Consider the following 16,509-nt stretch of genomic DNA (forward strand, 5'->3'; position numbering starts at 1 on the left):
CCAAATCAGAGCGTTCAACCGGCCTTGCGCCGGCCGATCGAGAAACGGGAAAGCAAGGGCGCGATCGCCGACTTGCGGACCTTGCGCGCTACGGTTCGGCCGACCACCAGGCGGGCGATCTCCTCGAAGATCTCCGCCACCGGGCTCTTGCCGTTCACTTCGGCGATCATCTGGCCGTTGTTGGCCGCCGATCCGAACAGGTGCGGCTCGAACGGGATGATCGCCACGGGATCCATGCCGAGCGCCTTCTTGAAGTCGTCCGCCTTGATCTCCGGACGCTTCGGCACGCCCACCTGATTGATGATCAGCCGGGGCGGCTGGTCGTTGGGGCGCATCAGCTTCAGCTGGTCGACGATGTTCTTGGCGTTCCGCAGCGACGCGAGGTCTGGAACGGACGTGATCACCACCTCGTCGGCGAGCGTCAGCACCCGCCGGACCCAGGCCGTCCAGACATGGGGAACGTCGAGCACGATCGCGGGCACACCGGCGCGCATCACGTCGACGATGCCGGTGAAGGACTCCTCGCTGAAGTCGTAGGTCCGATCGAGCGTGGCCGGCGCCGCGAGAAGGCTGAGGTTGTCCGCGCACTTGGCGAGGATCCGGTCGAGGAACATGTCGTCGACGCGATCCGGCGAGAACACCGCATCGGCGATGCCTTGCGGGGGGTCCTGGTTGAAGTCCAGCCCGGCCGTGCCCCAGGCCAGGTCCATATCCCCGATCACCACCTCGGCCTCGAACTGCCGCGACAGCGCGAATGCCACATTGTGGGCGATTGTGGACGAGCCCGCGCCACCCTTCGCCCCGAGAAAGGCGATGGTCTTCCCGATGGGGCCGGAACTCGGATCGAGATAGATCTCACCGATCTCCCGGATGACGTCGAACAGATCGAACGGGACGACCATGTAGTCGCTCACCCCGCGGCGCAGCAGCTCGCGGTAGAGCAGCACGTCGTTGGTCGTGCCGATCAGGATTACCTTGGTTCCGGGGTCGCAGACGCCGGCAAGCCGGTCGACCGCGTCGAGGACCGCATCGCGGCCCTTGGTCGATTCCACGAACAGGAGGTTGGGGGTCGGCGCGCTGCCGTAGAAGTCGGTCGCGGCCTCGATCCCGCCCATGTGGATCTTGACGTGCGTCTTCGCCATCCGGCGGTCCGCGGCCGCCCGCTCCAGCACGGAGGCCACCTCCGGCGTCTCGCAGAAGGCCTGGATGGCGATGCGGGGTATCGGCCGCAGATCCGCTGTCTCGGCGATCCGTTCCGACGTGGTGGGCTCGGCGGGCAAGTTCATCGTGAAACTGCTCATCTGGATCAGCTCCCACCGGCCGTGATGTTCGTGTCTTTCCAGGCGCCGGTCGGATCCGTGCCGGCCTCGTACTTGCCGATCGAGCCGGCCCGCCGCGTAGCCGACGCCGCCGTCATCACGCGCGGCGTGATCAGGTCGTTGGGATTGGAGACCATGGCTGCAAGGTTTGCCTGGGTGGAGCAGCCGAACTCCACCGGGTCGTCGTTGCTGTGCCCGATCAGCGCGTTCCCGGTCCACTCCCCGCACGGCGGGCTCACAGCCTTCAGCCGATTGTAGCTGAGACGGATCGGGGCGGCCGCCTTGCCGTCGGCCACCGGGTAGGTGCGCATTTCGATGAGCGTCGACGGAAGGCCGCCGGCAACGGCAGCATTTCGCGCCTCGCGGGCGATGTAGGCGGCGGCCTTCTGGTTCGCCGATCCGGCCGGCGCGAGAATGACCAGGCTGCCGGTCCCCTTGCGCGCTGCATTGGCGGCAAAGGATCGTACGCTGTCGCGCGAGATGGGATCGAGGCCGCTGGTGGAGTAGCCGACCGGAATGTCGAGCGTCTCCGGTGCCTCCGCCAACGCGATAGGATAGCGCGTCCGGTACCCGTCGGAGCGGATCGAGCCTGTCTCCAGCGTTTCCGGGCTGGTGCACGCGGACATCAACGCCGCCATTCCGAGGGCCGCAGGAACGAGCAGACGTCCCAAAGCGCGTGCGGATCCGAAGGGCAGGTGGCGCCGGGCAGGGTTAAGCCGGTTGTTCATCGCTCTGTTTTCCTGCGACGGAGGGTTCATTCGTAGACGAAGCCGTAGCGGCCGTAGTAGGGCGTCGCGCCGGGCGCGCTCGGACTGGTCCGGTAGACCCGGTTCACCTGGCCGAGGAAGATGCCCTGCGCGTCGTTCGGGGCCTCGAAGTTCTTGTCGGGACGGGTCAGCGCCGAAGTCGCGACCGGATCCACGATGTACGGGGTCACGAAGATCACGAGTTCCGTCTGCGACCGCTGGAAGTCGCGGCTCTTGAACAGGGTGCCGAGGATGGGAACGTTCATCAGCCCGGGCACGCCGTCGAAGCTCTGCCGCACGTCGTCCTTGATCAGTCCGCCGATGGCGATCGATCCGCCGGACGGCAGCTCCACCGTGGTCTCGGCGCGCCGGGTCTTGAAGCCGACGAACACCGACTGGGAGGTGGTGGGATCGAGTTCGCTGATCTCGGTCTTGATGCGCAGGCTGATGCGGCCGGGTGACAGGACCACGGGCGTGAAGCCGAGCCCGACGCCATAGGGCTTGTAGGTGTAGGTCGCCACGCCGTTCTCGACCGCGGACACCGCCGGAACCTCGCCGCCGACAAGGAAGTTCGCATCGTCACCGGACACCGCGGTGAGGTTCGGCTCGGCCAGCGAACGCAGGATGCCGTCGCGCTCGAGGGCGCGGATCGTGGCGGAGAAGTCGCCACCGGAGAGCAGTGTGCGGGTGTTGTTCACCGCCGACCCGGCGACGCCAAACAGGTTGTTGGTGATCGGGTTGAAGCTGACGCCGCCGACCGACGCGGAGATGTTGAAATCCACGCCGATCTGCTTGGCCGCTGTGCGCTGCACTTCCGCGATCACCACACGCAGGTTCACCTGGTCGGATCCGGCAACGGTCATCATGTTGACCACCTTGGAGGGGTCGCCGATGAACTTTGCAGCGACTTCCGCCGCTTTCGTTGCGCCCTCCGGCGTCGGAACGGTACCAGAGAGCACCATGGAGTCGCCGATGGTCTGGACCTTGATCGCCGAGCCAGGAACCACTTCGCGGATCAGGGCATCCACCCCGATCGTGTCACGGCTGACCACCACTTCGAAACGGGCGATCTCACGGTTTTCGGCGCCGAACAGGAATACGTTCGTCTCGCCCACCGAGGCGCCGATCAGGTAGATCTTCTTGTTCGACCGCAGCACGGCATCCGCGATCGCGGGGTTGGAGACCAGAACGTCCCGAACCTCTTCGGGCAGATCGATCACGATCGACTTGTTGAGCGGCAGATGCAGAACTTCGCCGCGGATCTCGCTGACCGAGTTGATCGTCATGATGTCAGCATCTGCGGCCGAAGATGGCGCCGCGGTGCCGGCCAGCAGAAGTCCCGCAACGATGGCCAGGGCTGTCGAAAAAGAGCGCTTCATTTCTGGTCCTCGGAATGTATCCAGTCGCACATGGGTGCTCAATTGACTTCATTCGCCATGATGCGCGACTGAACTCCGAACTTTACGGTGCGCACGCCTGAAGGCTTTTCTTGCTGTTTCTCGGCTGCTGTCACATTGAGATCCTCAATGGACCGCAGGATGAGAGAGATCGTACCCATCTGCTGAGCCTGAATGATGAGTTCCGCCTGCTCCGGCGTCAGCTCCAACGTGGCGGTATCCTGAGCGACGACCGATCGCTGCTCGCCCTGCACCTCGTCGACCGTCTGGTCGATGGCAAGCACGCGAATATTGGAGAGGATCGTTTCGCTGATCGGATTTCCGCCGGAAACCGCCTGGCGGATGAGGATGATATCGACCCGATCGTTCGGCAGGATGAAGCCGCCGGCCGTCGAGGCGGCGTTCACCCGCACGGCGACGGCGCGCTTGCCCTTCGGAAGGATGGCCGAAAGGAATCCGCGGTCGGTCCGGACGAGCTTGGCTTCCTTGATCGGTTCGCCGGACAGGAACGGGCTGCGCGCCAGCGTGCCCTCCAGTTCGGTCATCGCATCCGGCCTCATGGTCCGGGTGATGTAGCCCTCGGAGAGCCCCTCCTTCGGCCAGGTCCGCCAGGCGAGCACGTCACCCTTCACCTGGGTGCCCATGCCGATGTCGGCCGAGGCGACAAGAACGTCCTCGGTCTCCATGGCCGGTGCGGCTTCCATCTGGACCGGCGCTGCTGTCTGTTCCGGTGTCGCCAGGTTCATGGCGAGCAGCCCGGCGGCACCTGCCGCGCCAAGCGCGACCAGCAGGATGAGCAGTTGGATCGGGCGCATGAACGTGTCCTGTTAGTCGAAACAAAGGTTCGACGTCAGTACACGGCAAAGCCCTGAATTTATGGTTAACGACAGGTTTCGTTTTTTTCAGGGTTGCATAGGCTAAATCAGCGGCATTGCAACCAGCGCCTTGAACCAGATGGTGTCCGGGAAGATCAGCAGTCCGCCGATGCACAACGCGATCCCATAGGGGATGCCCATCCCTTTCTCGTGCAGCCTCGCGATCCACGGCTCGCGCAAGGCGAACATGGGAAGCGCCATACTCCGGAACCCCAGAAAGCCGAGGGTCAGCAGTCCACCGAAAACGGATGTGTAGACAAGGAAGGGGAAGACGTGCTCCGGACCCATCCATAGGGCGATCGCTGCGGCGAGCTTGGCGTCGCCTCCCCCGATCTGGCCGATGGCGAATAGGATGAAGGTGACGACGAGCGTTCCGACCGCAACCGCCACGTGGAGACCGATCGTGGTGAGGTCCAGCCCGCTGAGAGCGGCCGCCAACAGGAAGCAGGCAATAAGGATCAGGGAGATGCGATTGGGGATCTGCATCGTCAGGAGATCGCTTGCCGCCGAATAGGCGGCCAGGACCGGAAAGGCGAAGATGCTGGGAAGGAGTATCCAGTCCGTCATGGCAGATCTCTTGCTCGCGTCGAACAGCGCGGGAAACGCTATTCAACAATGGAGAGGTTGCCCCCGCGTTACCGCCCGCCTCCGAATCCACCATGTCCGGCCCGCGGACTTGACAGGAAACGAAGAAAGCGGCCCGCAGTGCGGACCGCTATCTTGAATTCGAGGCGGATCGTGCCGGAGAACGGGTCCGGCACGAGCGCATCAACGCAGCTGGTTCGAGACCTGGCTGAAGGTATTGCTGATCTTCGAGCCGAGAGTCGTCGCCGCGCCAATGATCACAACGGCGATGAGCGAAGCAATGAGGCCGTATTCGATCGCAGTGGCGCCGGATTCGTCCTTGAGGAAGCGGGAAGCGAGATTCTTCATAAGATATCTCCTGGATCTATTCTGACAGCACGGGGGTTCGTAGGTCTTGTCCCCGACCAGCTGAACCGATGTCGAACCTAATAAGAAGCAATTTCGAACATGTTAATGAGGAAAATTACCGGAGTGTTGCATTCAATAAGCAAAATCCATCAAGAAATAGAACTATCTGGAAAAATTACACTTTGTTAGCCAGACTTCTAATCGTGTTGTTCATCAAACGCCGCGAAAGGTGGTCCAAAAACAACGCTCAATCGTTCTTTTCCCCAGCACGAAGCTCCGGCTGCAAGGTTTTCTCAACAGTTGGCCGGGGACGCGTCTGCTGCTCGCCAAAAGGGTGGGCGCTCTCCAGCGAACCCTGTTTTCCCTTTGTTTACCAACCGCGCGCAATGTTTCGGCCAACGCGACTTCGGAGGCCGAGATGGCGACCCGTTATCAGATTTTTCTCATGGTCGGTGTGCTGACGGCTCTGCCCTTTTCAGCAGGTGCTCAGTCGACAGGTCTGGAGAAGGAATCCGTGACCATTGTCATGGATCAGGCCAAGATCATGCGGATCGCCGCGCCGGCATCCACCATCATCATCGGCAACCCGGCGATCGCCGATGCGACAATGCAGGACGCGCAGACGCTGGTGATCACCGGACGAACCTACGGAACCACCAACATGATCATCCTGGATTCCGAAGGCGAGACGATCGCCGACGCCAATCTGGTGGTCGAAGGTCCCACCGAGAATCGCGTCACCGTCTACCGCGCGACCAACCGATTCAGCTACTCCTGCGCATCGAGCTGCGAAGCGAGCGTGGTGCCCGGTGACGCCGCCGACTTCTTCGGCAACATCCAGAGCCAGGCGGGCGCACGCAGCGGCGCCGCGAGCGGCCAGGCCACACAGGCTCAGTAACCGGACGGGTGGCTGACGGGCTTTACGGTCAGGTAACCAGTTCGACGGGGTTCCGCGGACCGAAACCCCTCACCTCCGTCGTCTATACCCTTCATAAACCCTCGCATGTTCGACTGACCAGGATGAATGGCCGCCGATCGTGGGCACTTTGGTCGCTAGGACGACGGACAATGTCTGAGGATGACAAGAACAGGAACAAGTCGGCCCGCCGATGGCTCGGAGCGGGCCTGCGGTTCGGTCGCGCATCCTCGGGCTCTGTCGCCGTCGAATTTGCGATCGTTTCGATCCCCTTCTTCGCGCTTCTGTTCGCGATCATCGAAACCGCCCTCATGTTCTTCGTGGGGCAGATCCTCGATTCAGCTGTGACCAAGGCATCGCGTCAGATCCGGACTGGTCAGGCGCAACAGGCCGCCATGACCGGGGCGCAGTTTAAGACCCTTGTCTGCAACGGCATGGTCGGCTTGGTGAACTGCAGCGGCAACCTGATGATCGATGTGCGGAAATACTCCGACTTCAGCAAGGTCACGCAGACCTCGCCGATCGACAAGGACAACAAGCTGGACGCCAGCCTGATGACCTACGACATGGGCGGCAAGAGCGATATCGTCGTGGTCCGGGCCTTCTACCCGTGGCCGACTTTCTTCGGCTTCTTCGGAAACAAGACTTCCACGCTCGCCGATGGCCGCAAGCTGCTCGGCGCGGTGGTCGCCTTCCGAAACGAACCCTTCCCGTGGTGATCAGATGAGAGCCACGCTTGCCCGCCTCGGCCGTTGGGCGCACGTCTTTGGCAGGGAAAATCGCGGCGTTTCCGCGGTGGAATTCGCCCTCATCCTGCCGATCATGCTGCTCCTCTATGCCGGCAGCGTCGAACTCAGCGAAGCACTCGCCGTTGACCGCAAGGTCAACCGCGTGGCGAGCACGCTCGGTGATCTGGTCGCGCAGAAGGAAACGCTAACCGCAAGCGAGCTCACCGACATCTTCGCCGCGGCGACGTCGATCATCGAACCCTACACGGCCAACACGCTGAAGACCGTTGTGATGGCTGTCGACATCAAATCGGGCAAACAGACGATCGCGTGGGTGAAGACCAGCGACGGATCCACCCCCCCGACCACTCCCATTCCTGTTCCCGCCAACATCGCGGTCGATGGAACCCAGGTGATCGTGGCCCAGACCACCTACCAGTTCACCTCGCCGTTCTCGTCCTTCATGAAGGGCATCACCGGCAAGACTTCATACGATCTGTCTCATGTTTTCATGATGCGGCCGCGTATTGGAAACACGGTCACTTATACACCGTAAGTCTTTTCGTGAGGAATTCGCCGTCTCACCTGGGCTTCTCACACCTGAGGTCGGCCGCCTTAACGCACATTTCATGTTCCGGGCGCATGGTTATCAGGGGGCTATCGCATTTGCGATTGCTATGACAAGGCAGTTCAGTGGTGAGACGCGACAAGCGATCCGTCCTGATTCTTTCGGTTGTCCTTCTGACGACCCTGGCGACCTTTGCCGCGACCGCGTTTGCCGTCGTGGGTGTGTCGGCCCTTATCACCCGTGACGATCCGAACGCTTTCCTCGAACGCCTCTATACCGAGACCGAGCAGACCGTCCGCGCGGCTATCGATCCGCGCTTCCAGACCAAGTCGACCGAGGTCGGTCGGGTCACAAACCGCCTGGTGATGATGGAGATCCTCAAGGGCGGTGCGATGTTCGATGCCACCGGGCACCTCGTCGAGAGCTTCGGCGAGAAGGCCGTCACCGGGTTCGAGGCTATCAAGCACGGAACCAGCCGGATCTTCCGCACACTCGACCCGTACCGTGTGGAGTTCTACATTCCGCCCGAAGTTTCCGGGACGCCCTTTCACCTGATCGCTCGGATCGAGATCACCGAGATGACTCGCCTGGAGACCATCTCCGGCGAGCGGGTCACCATGCTGGCGCTGGCGTCCGGCGCCTTGGCGGCCGTGATAATCGCAATCGTCGTATGGCTGCGCGTGGCGCGCCCGATGCGCCAGATCCTCGCCGTCGTCGACCGCGTGATCTCCGATCCGGCAAGCGCGGACGCGGCCATGATCCTGCCCACGGGCCGCGACGAGATCGGCGCGCTTGGCATTGCCCTTGATCGCTTCCGGACCATGCTGGCGAGCACCTGGCGCAGCAAGGTCATCGTGGCGGAGAATCTTCTGGAACGAGCCCCCGTCGGCGTCGTGCAGCTCGCCATGGAAGGCACCCCGACTTTCTGCAACTCGGTCGCCACCGCCTTGTTCGATCGGGACGTGGTCAAGACCCAGAACACCGCGCCTCTGGTGGTTCGGGATCTGGCGTCAGGCGAGCGGGCGGTCATCCGCGAGCACCTGGAGAAGCACGGTTCCGAATGCCGCCTCGTTGAGATCATGACCAGTTCGGGGCCGCGCTATGCGATGTGCGGCGGCCTCGTGATCGGTCGCGACACGCGATCGCCCAGCTACCTCGTTCTCTTCACCGACATCAGCCCGCTTTATGAGGGCAAGGTGGCTGCCGAGGATGCACGGCAACGCGCCGAGTACGGTACCCGAACGACCAACCGCCGGAACATGGAGCTGAAACTGTCCCTAGAGGCCTGCCTCAGCCTGCTGGGCGGCGGTGAGAAGCACCCCGAAGTGCACATCGAGGTGCTGCCCTTCGTCGAGGAGTGGCTTGCCATGGCCCGCCAGTCCGATCTGGTCGTCAACTCGTCGATCGGCAATGAATCGCCCATCATCGCCGGACCGCAGGAGGAACTGCGCGCAGTCATCCGCCTCGGCCTCCTGCTCGCCTACGCCCGCACCGGATCCGCGCCGGCAGCCATGGTCATCGAGGGCCGCGGCATCAACTTCGAGACGGCCGGTTTCACGATCCGTGCACAGGCTGCTGGAGGCGACGGTGGCCCGGAGCATGCCGTCGCGGCCGATTGGCAACTCATCATGGCAGCTTTCCGAACCGCTCTCCGCAAGGTCGGCGGACAGATTTCCGAGTTCACCGCGGGCGAGGACGGCACGACGGTGAAGTTCGTGCTCCGCGGGGCCGCCGAACGCATGCAGACCGCGATCAAGGCCGCGACCCGCTGAGCGTCAAAGTCTTGTCACGCTGGAGAGCTACGTCCGCTCCACCCACACGCCCCGGAGCCGACATGCCACGCGTCGACACAGTCGTATTCGATATCGGGAACGTCCTGATCCGCTGGGATCCCCGCAATCTTTATCGCCGCCTGATCCCGGATGCCGCGGAGATGGAGCGCTTCCTCGCTGAAGTCTGCACCGACGCCTGGAACCTCGAGCAGGATCGCGGCCGCACCTGGACCGAAGCCGTCGCCGAACGCGTCGCCCTGTTTCCCGACAAGGCGGATCTCATCGCCGCCTACGACACCGGCTGGCACGAGATGGTGCCAGGCGAGGTGGACGGCACTCGAAGCATCCTCGACGAACTCCACGGCGCCGGCGTGCCCCTGTTCGCCATCACCAATTTCTCCGCCGAGAAGTACGCGGAGGCAACGGACCGCTTCCCGTTCCTGACGATCTTCCGCGACACGGTCGTCTCGGCGCACGAGGGCCTGCTGAAGCCGGATCCGGCCATCTACCGGCGGCTTCTGGACCGCAACGATCTCGATCCCCGAAGAACCGTCTTCATCGACGATTCCGTCAAGAACGTAGAGGGCGCGCTGGCTGCGGGGATGAACGCGATCCACTTCACGGGCGCGCACGATCTGCGGCGCGATCTGCGCGATCTCGGCCTGCCGCTCAATTCGGCATGACCCTCAGTCGCTGAGGATCAACCGGCCGCCGACCACCTGGAAGCTGTCGAGCTTTCCGAGAAAACTCATCCCGAGCAGGTTGGTGGCCAGCACGGCGTCCGGCAGCACGAGGCCCGGAACGGAGCCCACGCGGATTCGGCCTACCGAAATTTCGGGAACGCTTACCGGCGCGCCCTGGACAACGCCATTGGCCGTCTGCACTGGCACCGTGAAGTCCCCGGGCGCAGGATGGAGCCCCATCCGGTTCGCCTCGCTCTGGCGAAGCGCCACGACCGTCGCGCCGGTGTCGGCAAGGAACAGCACCGAAGCCCCGTTGACGCGGGCGTTGACCCGGTAGTGGCCGTCCCGATCGGCTTCGATCACCACATCGCCGAGCGCAGCGCCCGCTCGCTTCTTCGGCGCCGTGGTTTCGTTGACCGCCGATACGGTGCCGGGCGCAGCGCTCGGCGCCGTCATCGCGTCGAGGCGCGGCACCACAGCGGTCGCGACGAGAGCCAGCACGAGGACAGAGGCGGCAAGTTTCAACATGGGTGCAGGGACCGGATGGATGGACCTCCCCGACGATCGGCCGCCGAGGCTTGCGCCCGCCTTAATGGTCCCGAAACGCTGCTGAAGACGGTTTATGCTTCGCCAAGACTGCGGCGAAGTTTGTCCGCTCTCTCCGCGATCGTTGCCCGCCGCGGCAGGCTTGGCTGTGCCCCCGTTGTCTCCACGGCGAGGCTGCCGGCCGAAACCCCCTCGATCACGGCATCCCGCAATTCGAGACCGCGGCCGAGAGCTGCAGCGAAGCTTCCGACGAAGGCATCCCCCGCAGCGGTCGTGTCCACCACCGTCGCGGCGGCGGCCGGAATGCGATAGGCCGCACTGCCGACCGTCGCGTAGGCTCCCTCGGCACCGAGGGTGACCACGCAGAACCCGCCGGTCGCGTCCGCGAAGGCAGCGGCGAAGGCCGTCGGCTCGGTCGGCAACCCGGCCGCCGCACCCACTTCCGCTGCCTCGTGTTCGTTGACGACCAGGCCGTCCAGAAGGGCTATCAGCGACGGGTCGACAGGCCCGGCCGGTGCGGCGTTGAGGATGACCCGGGCGCCTCTGGACTTCGCGATCTCCGCGGCCCGGAGCACCTCTCCCTCGGGCACCTCAAACTGGAGCAGCAGAATGTCGCCCGCTCCGAGCCTCCGCCCGAGCGTGGCGGCATCCGCCCGGCTGTTGGCACCGCTCGCCACGATGATCTGGTTCTCGGCCCGTCGATCCACGGCGATCATCGCAATCCCCGTCGGCGCATCCACGACGCTCACGCCGGACAGGTCGACGCCGTCGGCCTTGAGAAGCGCCAGGGCCGTGTCCGCGAACCCGTCACGGCCGACGGCCCCCACCATCGCGACTTCGGCCCCGGCGCGGCGCGCCGCCAGCGCCTGATTGGCGCCCTTGCCGCCAGGAAAGGTCTGGTAGTCCGGTCCTTTGACGGTTTCTCCGGGTCCCGGAAGGCGATCGACCGCAGTGACCAGATCGACGTTGATGGAGCCGAAAACCACGATCATTCGAGACCTCCCCTGTCCGCCGCCAGGATGGCTGCGACGAGCGCGCCGAGCTTGCCCGGGTCCAGCCGGCCGTTCGTGCGGACGCCGGAACAAAGGTCCAGTCCGAACGGCCGGACAAGCGCGACAGCCTCGGCCACATTGACCGGATTGAGGCCGCCGGCAAGAAACACTGGCCGTTCCACACTCTCCACGATCGATCGGCTCAACGACCAATCGTGCACGCGTCCGGTCCCGCCGAGTTCGGCGATCGCGGCCTTTGGCCGCCCGCTGTCGAGGAGAAGCACGTCCGCCAGCCGCGCATAGTCGCGTGCCAGCGCCACCGACCCATGGTCCTCCACGTGAATTACCTGGACGATCCGCACCGACGGCAACAGTCGCTTCAATTGGCCATGCACCGCCGGATCGACGTGCGACACCAACTGCACGGCCGACGGACGCGTCCTCAGGACATGATCCGCGATGCCCTCTGCCGTGGTCTCGCTGGTCAGGAGGAACGTGGCGACCGGTGGTGGAACGTCGGCGACGATCGCTTCGATCTGTGCGTCCGCGATCACGCCGGGCCCGGACGGCATCTGCGCGACCAACCCTACAGCGTCGGCTCCGTGCGCGACCGCGAGCCGCGCTTCCTCCGCGGACATGATGCAACAGACCTTGAGGCGGGTGCGGAAGGGCATGACGGCCCGCGGTGTGTCTACTTCGTGCCGTACATCCGGTCGCCGGCATCGCCGAGCCCCGGTATGATGTAGCCCTTCTCGTTGAGATGGCTATCGACGGCGGCGGTATAGATCTCCACGTCCGGGTGCGCCCCGCGGAACCGCTCGATGCCTTCGGGCACCGCCAGCAGGCAGACGAAGCGAAGATCCTTCGCGCCGCGCTCCTTCAGGCGATCGACGGCGGCAACGGCCGAGTTCGCGGTCGCCAGCATCGGATCGACGATGATGGTGAGCCGGTCGGCGAGGTCGTCCGGCGCCTTGAAGTAGTACTCCACCGCTTGCAGCGTCTTCGGATCGCGGTAGAGGCCGACATGGGCGACGCGCGCGGCGGGCACCAGGTCCAGCATGCCCTCCAAGAGGCCGTTTCCGGCGCGGAGCACCGAGGCGAACACCAGCTTCTTGCCCACCAGCGTCGGCGCCGTCATCGGACAGAGCGGCGTCTCGATCTCCACCGTGGTGAGTTCGAGATTGCGCGTCACTTCATAGCAAAGAAGTGTCGCGATCTCGCGGAGCAGGCGCCGGAACCCGGCGGTCGAGGTCTCCTTGTTGCGCATGATCGTCAGCTTGTGCTGCACCAGCGGATGATCGATGACCTTGACGCCCTCCATGGGACCCCTCTCGCAAAGCCCTTGAAAAACCGACCGACCCTAGCCGAGACCGGCGCGGATCAAAACACCGTTCCATCGCTCTCCACCGTAATCGGCGGACCGCCACCAGGTCGGAGCTTGGCTGCGATCGCCCGTCCGGCGGACCACGTGCCGCCCTCCAGAACCATGGCGAGCGGCAGGCTCCTTGAGTCCCGCCCGAGCAGTCGTCGGATCTCGTCCGCCAGCCGGTCGAGCAGCGCGACGGTGAGCGCGCGCCACTCCACCACCAGGAGGCTGCCAACCGGCTGCGGCCGCGCGGCATCGGTGGGATCCTTGAGCGCGATCACGCCAGTGTCGATCAGGAGACCACCGTTGCGATACTCTGCGAGCCCCGTCAGCCCGTCGATATCGGTCACCTCGATGCCGGCCCACAGCAGCGGCTCGATCAGCGAGTAGCTCAGCCACTGTGAGAGCTTGTGGATCGGAACGAGTCCATCGGTGGCATCCGGCGCGGTCACCAGCGGGTGGCGCCACGTGTCCCCCAGGTCAACGCCGCCAACGCTGATCCGCCCCGGCCAGATCGGGCCCAAGGCGGTGAGGACGGTCTCCAGAATGGTCGGCGCGCTGATCGCCCCCGCCTCGACCCGGGACAGGAGCAGGTCAAACAGCCCGCCCGGCCGCGGATCATCTGCAATGGCGAAGAGGTCTGGAGCCGAAGCGACCCGTTCCCCCAGTCTGCGCAGGAGCGCCAGGCGACCGTCGAGCCCGACGATCGGGTTCTGCTCGCTCACCTGGAACCCGCTCTGGAGTTCGTCGCGGCCGAGAGCCGCGAGCGCAGCCGCGTCCGCACGGAACGGTTCGAGCGGGCGGCTGGAGAAGAGACCGGACGTCATCATCGCGAAGCTCGCCACCGCCAGCCCCTCCGACCGGGAGTAGGTCTCTCCCGTCACGCCCTCGTGGTAGCGCCAGGAAGCCCCGGCGCCCGCGTCCAGGAGCACTGAGATGATCGCAAGATCATAGGCCGCTCGCCCCGCCGCTCCGACGTCGGCGAACCCGACGGCTTCCTCGTAGACACCCCAACGGTCGATCCCGCCCGCCTCGAAGTGGCGCCAGCGCGCATGGAAGGGAATTTCCAGCGACGGGTAGTTCCGGCGGATCTCGCCGAGAACAAAGGTGGCCGCCTCGGGAATCGCTTCCGGATGAACCGTGAAGTGCGCGAGCCGCCCCTCAAGGCCCGCATTGAGGATGCGGTTCGAACGTTCCCGCACCGCCGCAGCCGACAGCAGGGTTCGGGCGGCTTGGCTGTCCGGCATGTCTTCACTCATTCACAGGCACCAGTCATGGAGACGGGACGGTCGGTCGTTGCAGCGGACCAGGGAGCATGAGTCCGTGCAGGATCAGTACTCTTCCAACGGCCGCCCCTGGGTGTCCAGAAGAACCTCCGGAGCAGGCGCCGGATCCGGCGTATAGTAGCCGGCCGCCTTCTTGGCCTCCATCTCCACGCGTGCATCCACCGGGATGAGATTGTCCGGGATCGGCACCCGTTCACCGATTTCGATGCCCGATCGGACGATTGCGTCGTGCTTCATGTCGGACATCGAGATGAACCGGGCGATGCGCTTGATCCCGAGCCAATGGAGAACGTCCGGCATCAATTCCTGGAAGCGGGCGTCCTGGACGCCGGCGACGCATTCCGTCCGCTCGAAATACTTCGCTGCGGTATCCCCACCTTCCTGACGCTTGCGGGCGTTGTAGACGAGGAACTTCGTCACCTCGCCGAGCGCACGCCCCTCCTTCCTGTTGTAGACGACCAGACCGACGCCGCCGGACTGGGCGGCCGCCACGCATTCCTCGATCCCATGCAGGAGGTAGGGCCGGCAGGTGCAGATGTCCGAACCGAACACGTCCGACCCATTGCATTCGTCGTGCACCCGGCAGGTGATCTGTCCCTTGGGATCCGCAAGCTCGGACGGATCGCCGAAGATGTAGAGCGTCATGCCGCCAATGGGCGGCAGGAACACCGAAAGATCCGGCCGTGTCACCAGTTCCGGATACATGCCGCCGGTCTGCTCGAAGAGGGTGCGCCGCAGCCGCTCCTCCGAGACGCCGAACCGGGCGGCGATCCCCGGCAGGTGCCAGACCGGATCGATTGCCGCCTTGATGACGGAGATGTCGCCGCCGTCCCGAACGATGCTGCCGTCCACCCGCATTCGACCTGACCGCATCGCGTCCTGCAATTCGTGCAGCGTCAGCCTGGCCTTGGTGATCGCAATGGTCGGGCGGATGTCCACGCCCTCCCCGATCAGGTCGGAGAAGTGGTTGGCGACCAGGTGGCCGAAGGGGTCCAGGGAAACGATCCGGCCGGGCTCGGACCATTGCGGATGGGGTCCGATCGGCACCACCGGCGCCGTGTTCGTCAGGTCCGGCCGCTGGATCGGGTTGAGCGCCCCGGAGGAAACCGCCAGCGCCCGATAGAGGGAATAGGAGCCCCCGTGCGTCCCGATCGCATTCCGGTCGGCGGCGCGGGACACCGTGCCGATCACCGGTCCGCGGCGTCGCGCATCGCTTTCGCCCCATGCGATCGGAAAGCGCGTAGGCAGGCCCGCACCCGGATGGGAGGTGAGACGGATATGGCCGGGCCGGTTGTCCGATGGCGCCATGGTCTTCTCTCGATGCACCGGCAGGACAGGCAACCGGCCGGACAGAAAAGATGACGCAGTTTCAGTCTCTTGCAAAGTCCCGCGGCAGACCGGCCCGGGATCGCAACAGCGCCTTCGTCGCCTCGTCGCAGAACGCCGCCTCGATCGCGGTCGCCGTCACCGCCAACAGGTCGTCCTCGCCGAGCCCGAAGGCATCGCGTGCGATCGCATACTCCCGCCCCATGCTTGTCCGGAAGAACGGGGGATCGTCGGCGTTGAGCGTCACCTTCACGCCGGCATCGCGGAGCCGCACGAAGGGATGGCTGGCGAAATCGGGAAACACCCCGAGCGCGATGTTCGAACCCGGACAGCACTCCAGCACGATCCCTTCCTCGGCCAACCGCCGGACCAGATGGGGATCCTCTATGGAGCGCACCCCATGCCCGATCCGCTTCACCGGGATGCTGTCGATCGTATCCTGAACACTCTCCGGCCCGCAGAGCTCGCCGGCATGAGACGTCAGCGGCAGCCCGGCTTCGTTTGCGATCTTGAACGCGGGCGCAAATTCGCGCGGATGGAATAGCCGCTCGTCACCCGCCATGCCGAAACCGCACACCCGTGGCAGCAGGTTGGCAACGGCGGTCTGCGCCGCCGCCACGGCCGCTTCGGGACCGTGGTGCCGCTCGATGAGTGGAATGATCCGTCCGACGATCCCGAAATTGGCCTCCGCCCGGTCCATCCCGGCCGAAACGCCTCCGAGATAGTCCGCATAGGAAATCCCGGCACGCCGCGCGAAGTCCGGGGAGACGAACACCTCGGTGTAGATCACCCCCTCCGCCGCCGAAGCAGCGAGGTAGGTTTCCGCAAGTTCCGAAAAATCCTCGAAGCTGCGGAAGACCGCCGCCGCCCCGTCGTAGGCCTTGATGAAGCTGGTGAAGTCGGTCCACGCATAGCTGCCGTCGGCAGCGAAAAGGCCGCTGAGATCCAGTCCGTACTTCCGGCCCATCCGCCGGACCAACGCCGGATCCGCCGCGCCCTCCAGATGGCAATGCAGTTCGGCCTTCGCCACGGACGGGTGCGGCATCGATCAGCCTC

The 16,509-nt window shown here is 64.7% G+C and carries 18 protein-coding genes; 5 read left to right on the plus strand and 13 right to left on the minus strand.

Translation table 11 applies throughout. The features are described from left to right. Positions 1-14: 14 nt before the first annotated feature. From HZ321_RS06740 to HZ321_RS06765, 6 genes are all read right to left on the minus strand, one after another. The gene (locus HZ321_RS06740) at positions 15-1,301 is read right to left on the minus strand and encodes a CpaE/TadZ family protein (protein ID WP_244635604.1); all 1,287 of its coding nucleotides are present in this window, start codon (positions 1,299-1,301) and stop codon (positions 15-17) included. Between the two features lie 5 nt (positions 1,302-1,306). After that, a complete protein-coding gene (locus HZ321_RS06745) occupies positions 1,307-2,047 on the minus strand; it encodes a CpaD family pilus assembly protein (protein ID WP_181701403.1) in 741 nt (246 codons plus the stop codon). A 26-nt stretch (positions 2,048-2,073) separates the two neighbouring features. Then, on the minus strand, positions 2,074-3,444 hold the full coding sequence (locus HZ321_RS06750; RefSeq protein ID WP_181701405.1) for a type II and III secretion system protein family protein: 1,371 nt from the start codon (positions 3,442-3,444) through the stop codon (positions 2,074-2,076). A gap of 38 nt (positions 3,445-3,482) precedes the next feature. After that, positions 3,483-4,277 carry a Flp pilus assembly protein CpaB gene (cpaB, locus tag HZ321_RS06755; RefSeq protein ID WP_181701406.1) on the minus strand — a complete coding sequence of 265 codons (795 nt, stop codon included), beginning with the start codon at positions 4,275-4,277 and terminating at the stop codon, positions 3,483-3,485. A 102-nt stretch (positions 4,278-4,379) separates the two neighbouring features. Beyond that, entirely contained in the window at positions 4,380-4,904 is a 525-nt protein-coding gene (locus tag HZ321_RS06760) for an A24 family peptidase (protein ID WP_181701408.1), read from the minus strand. A gap of 201 nt (positions 4,905-5,105) precedes the next feature. Continuing rightward, positions 5,106-5,270, minus strand: coding sequence for a Flp family type IVb pilin (locus tag HZ321_RS06765; protein ID WP_181701409.1), 165 nt, complete (start codon positions 5,268-5,270; stop codon positions 5,106-5,108). Between the two features lie 418 nt (positions 5,271-5,688). On the opposite strand from HZ321_RS06765, the gene HZ321_RS06770 reads away from it, so the two are divergent. From HZ321_RS06770 to HZ321_RS06790, 5 genes are all read left to right on the plus strand, one after another. Then, positions 5,689-6,168 (plus strand): pilus assembly protein N-terminal domain-containing protein, encoded by a 480-nt coding sequence (locus tag HZ321_RS06770; protein WP_181701411.1) that lies wholly within the window; start codon positions 5,689-5,691, stop codon positions 6,166-6,168. Between the two features lie 122 nt (positions 6,169-6,290). Next, complete coding sequence (locus HZ321_RS06775; RefSeq protein ID WP_244635606.1) at positions 6,291-6,905, plus strand: TadE/TadG family type IV pilus assembly protein; 615 nt, start codon at positions 6,291-6,293, stop codon at positions 6,903-6,905. Positions 6,906-6,909: 4 nt separating this feature from the next. Beyond that, positions 6,910-7,470, plus strand: coding sequence for a TadE/TadG family type IV pilus assembly protein (locus HZ321_RS06780; protein ID WP_181701414.1), 561 nt, complete (start codon positions 6,910-6,912; stop codon positions 7,468-7,470). Positions 7,471-7,610: 140 nt separating this feature from the next. Continuing rightward, positions 7,611-9,254, plus strand: coding sequence for a hypothetical protein (locus HZ321_RS06785; protein WP_181701417.1), 1,644 nt, complete (start codon positions 7,611-7,613; stop codon positions 9,252-9,254). Between the two features lie 62 nt (positions 9,255-9,316). Then, positions 9,317-9,937 carry an HAD family hydrolase gene (locus HZ321_RS06790; protein ID WP_181701420.1) on the plus strand — a complete coding sequence of 207 codons (621 nt, stop codon included), beginning with the start codon at positions 9,317-9,319 and terminating at the stop codon, positions 9,935-9,937. Between the two features lie 3 nt (positions 9,938-9,940). Here HZ321_RS06790 and HZ321_RS06795 read toward each other — a convergent pair whose 3' ends face one another. The 7 genes from HZ321_RS06795 to HZ321_RS06825 all read right to left on the minus strand — a co-directional run bounded on the left by HZ321_RS06795 (position 9,941) and on the right by HZ321_RS06825 (position 16,498). Beyond that, positions 9,941-10,465 (minus strand): retropepsin-like aspartic protease family protein, encoded by a 525-nt coding sequence (locus HZ321_RS06795; protein ID WP_181701422.1) that lies wholly within the window; start codon positions 10,463-10,465, stop codon positions 9,941-9,943. Positions 10,466-10,557: 92 nt separating this feature from the next. Further along, positions 10,558-11,475, minus strand: coding sequence for a ribokinase (locus HZ321_RS06800; protein WP_181701424.1), 918 nt, complete (start codon positions 11,473-11,475; stop codon positions 10,558-10,560). Continuing rightward, entirely contained in the window at positions 11,472-12,149 is a 678-nt protein-coding gene (locus HZ321_RS06805; protein ID WP_181701425.1) for a phosphoribosylanthranilate isomerase, read from the minus strand. Before HZ321_RS06805 ends, HZ321_RS06800 begins: the two co-directional genes overlap by 4 nt. 17 nt (positions 12,150-12,166) lie before the next feature. After that, positions 12,167-12,796: a uracil phosphoribosyltransferase gene (gene upp, locus HZ321_RS06810; RefSeq protein ID WP_181701426.1), complete on the minus strand. Its 630-nt coding sequence runs from the start codon at positions 12,794-12,796 to the stop codon at positions 12,167-12,169. Between the two features lie 59 nt (positions 12,797-12,855). Next, positions 12,856-14,088 (minus strand): URC4/urg3 family protein, encoded by a 1,233-nt coding sequence (locus tag HZ321_RS06815; protein ID WP_181701427.1) that lies wholly within the window; start codon positions 14,086-14,088, stop codon positions 12,856-12,858. An 84-nt stretch (positions 14,089-14,172) separates the two neighbouring features. Continuing rightward, entirely contained in the window at positions 14,173-15,435 is a 1,263-nt protein-coding gene (locus tag HZ321_RS06820; RefSeq protein WP_181701428.1) for a GTP cyclohydrolase II, read from the minus strand. Between the two features lie 61 nt (positions 15,436-15,496). Beyond that, entirely contained in the window at positions 15,497-16,498 is a 1,002-nt protein-coding gene (locus tag HZ321_RS06825; RefSeq protein ID WP_181701429.1) for an adenosine deaminase, read from the minus strand. Positions 16,499-16,509: the final 11 nt, after the last annotated feature.

Source organism: Chthonobacter albigriseus (assembly GCF_013839445.1).
In the GTDB taxonomy this organism is placed as follows: domain Bacteria; phylum Pseudomonadota; class Alphaproteobacteria; order Rhizobiales; family Pleomorphomonadaceae; genus Chthonobacter; species Chthonobacter albigriseus.

What these genes read in the sequence shown, in the direction of transcription:
- HZ321_RS06825 (WP_181701429.1), bottom strand. Translation starts at nt 16,498, where the DNA reads ATGCCGCACCCGTCCGTGGCGAAGGCCGAACTGCATTGCCATCTGGAG.
- cpaB (WP_181701406.1), bottom strand. Translation starts at nt 4,277, where the DNA reads ATGCGCCCGATCCAACTGCTCATCCTGCTGGTCGCGCTTGGCGCGGCA.
- upp (WP_181701426.1), bottom strand. Translation starts at nt 12,796, where the DNA reads ATGGAGGGCGTCAAGGTCATCGATCATCCGCTGGTGCAGCACAAGCTG.
- HZ321_RS06795 (WP_181701422.1), bottom strand. Translation starts at nt 10,465, where the DNA reads ATGTTGAAACTTGCCGCCTCTGTCCTCGTGCTGGCTCTCGTCGCGACC.
- HZ321_RS06775 (WP_244635606.1), top strand. Translation starts at nt 6,291, where the DNA reads ATGAATGGCCGCCGATCGTGGGCACTTTGGTCGCTAGGACGACGGACA.
- HZ321_RS06780 (WP_181701414.1), top strand. Translation starts at nt 6,910, where the DNA reads ATGAGAGCCACGCTTGCCCGCCTCGGCCGTTGGGCGCACGTCTTTGGC.
- HZ321_RS06805 (WP_181701425.1), bottom strand. Translation starts at nt 12,149, where the DNA reads ATGCCCTTCCGCACCCGCCTCAAGGTCTGTTGCATCATGTCCGCGGAG.
- HZ321_RS06750 (WP_181701405.1), bottom strand. Translation starts at nt 3,444, where the DNA reads ATGAAGCGCTCTTTTTCGACAGCCCTGGCCATCGTTGCGGGACTTCTG.
- HZ321_RS06740 (WP_244635604.1), bottom strand. Translation starts at nt 1,301, where the DNA reads ATGAGCAGTTTCACGATGAACTTGCCCGCCGAGCCCACCACGTCGGAA.
- HZ321_RS06745 (WP_181701403.1), bottom strand. Translation starts at nt 2,047, where the DNA reads ATGAACAACCGGCTTAACCCTGCCCGGCGCCACCTGCCCTTCGGATCC.
- HZ321_RS06790 (WP_181701420.1), top strand. Translation starts at nt 9,317, where the DNA reads ATGCCACGCGTCGACACAGTCGTATTCGATATCGGGAACGTCCTGATC.
- HZ321_RS06765 (WP_181701409.1), bottom strand. Translation starts at nt 5,270, where the DNA reads ATGAAGAATCTCGCTTCCCGCTTCCTCAAGGACGAATCCGGCGCCACT.
- HZ321_RS06800 (WP_181701424.1), bottom strand. Translation starts at nt 11,475, where the DNA reads ATGATCGTGGTTTTCGGCTCCATCAACGTCGATCTGGTCACTGCGGTC.
- HZ321_RS06760 (WP_181701408.1), bottom strand. Translation starts at nt 4,904, where the DNA reads ATGACGGACTGGATACTCCTTCCCAGCATCTTCGCCTTTCCGGTCCTG.
- HZ321_RS06770 (WP_181701411.1), top strand. Translation starts at nt 5,689, where the DNA reads ATGGCGACCCGTTATCAGATTTTTCTCATGGTCGGTGTGCTGACGGCT.
- HZ321_RS06815 (WP_181701427.1), bottom strand. Translation starts at nt 14,088, where the DNA reads ATGCCGGACAGCCAAGCCGCCCGAACCCTGCTGTCGGCTGCGGCGGTG.
- HZ321_RS06820 (WP_181701428.1), bottom strand. Translation starts at nt 15,435, where the DNA reads ATGGCGCCATCGGACAACCGGCCCGGCCATATCCGTCTCACCTCCCAT.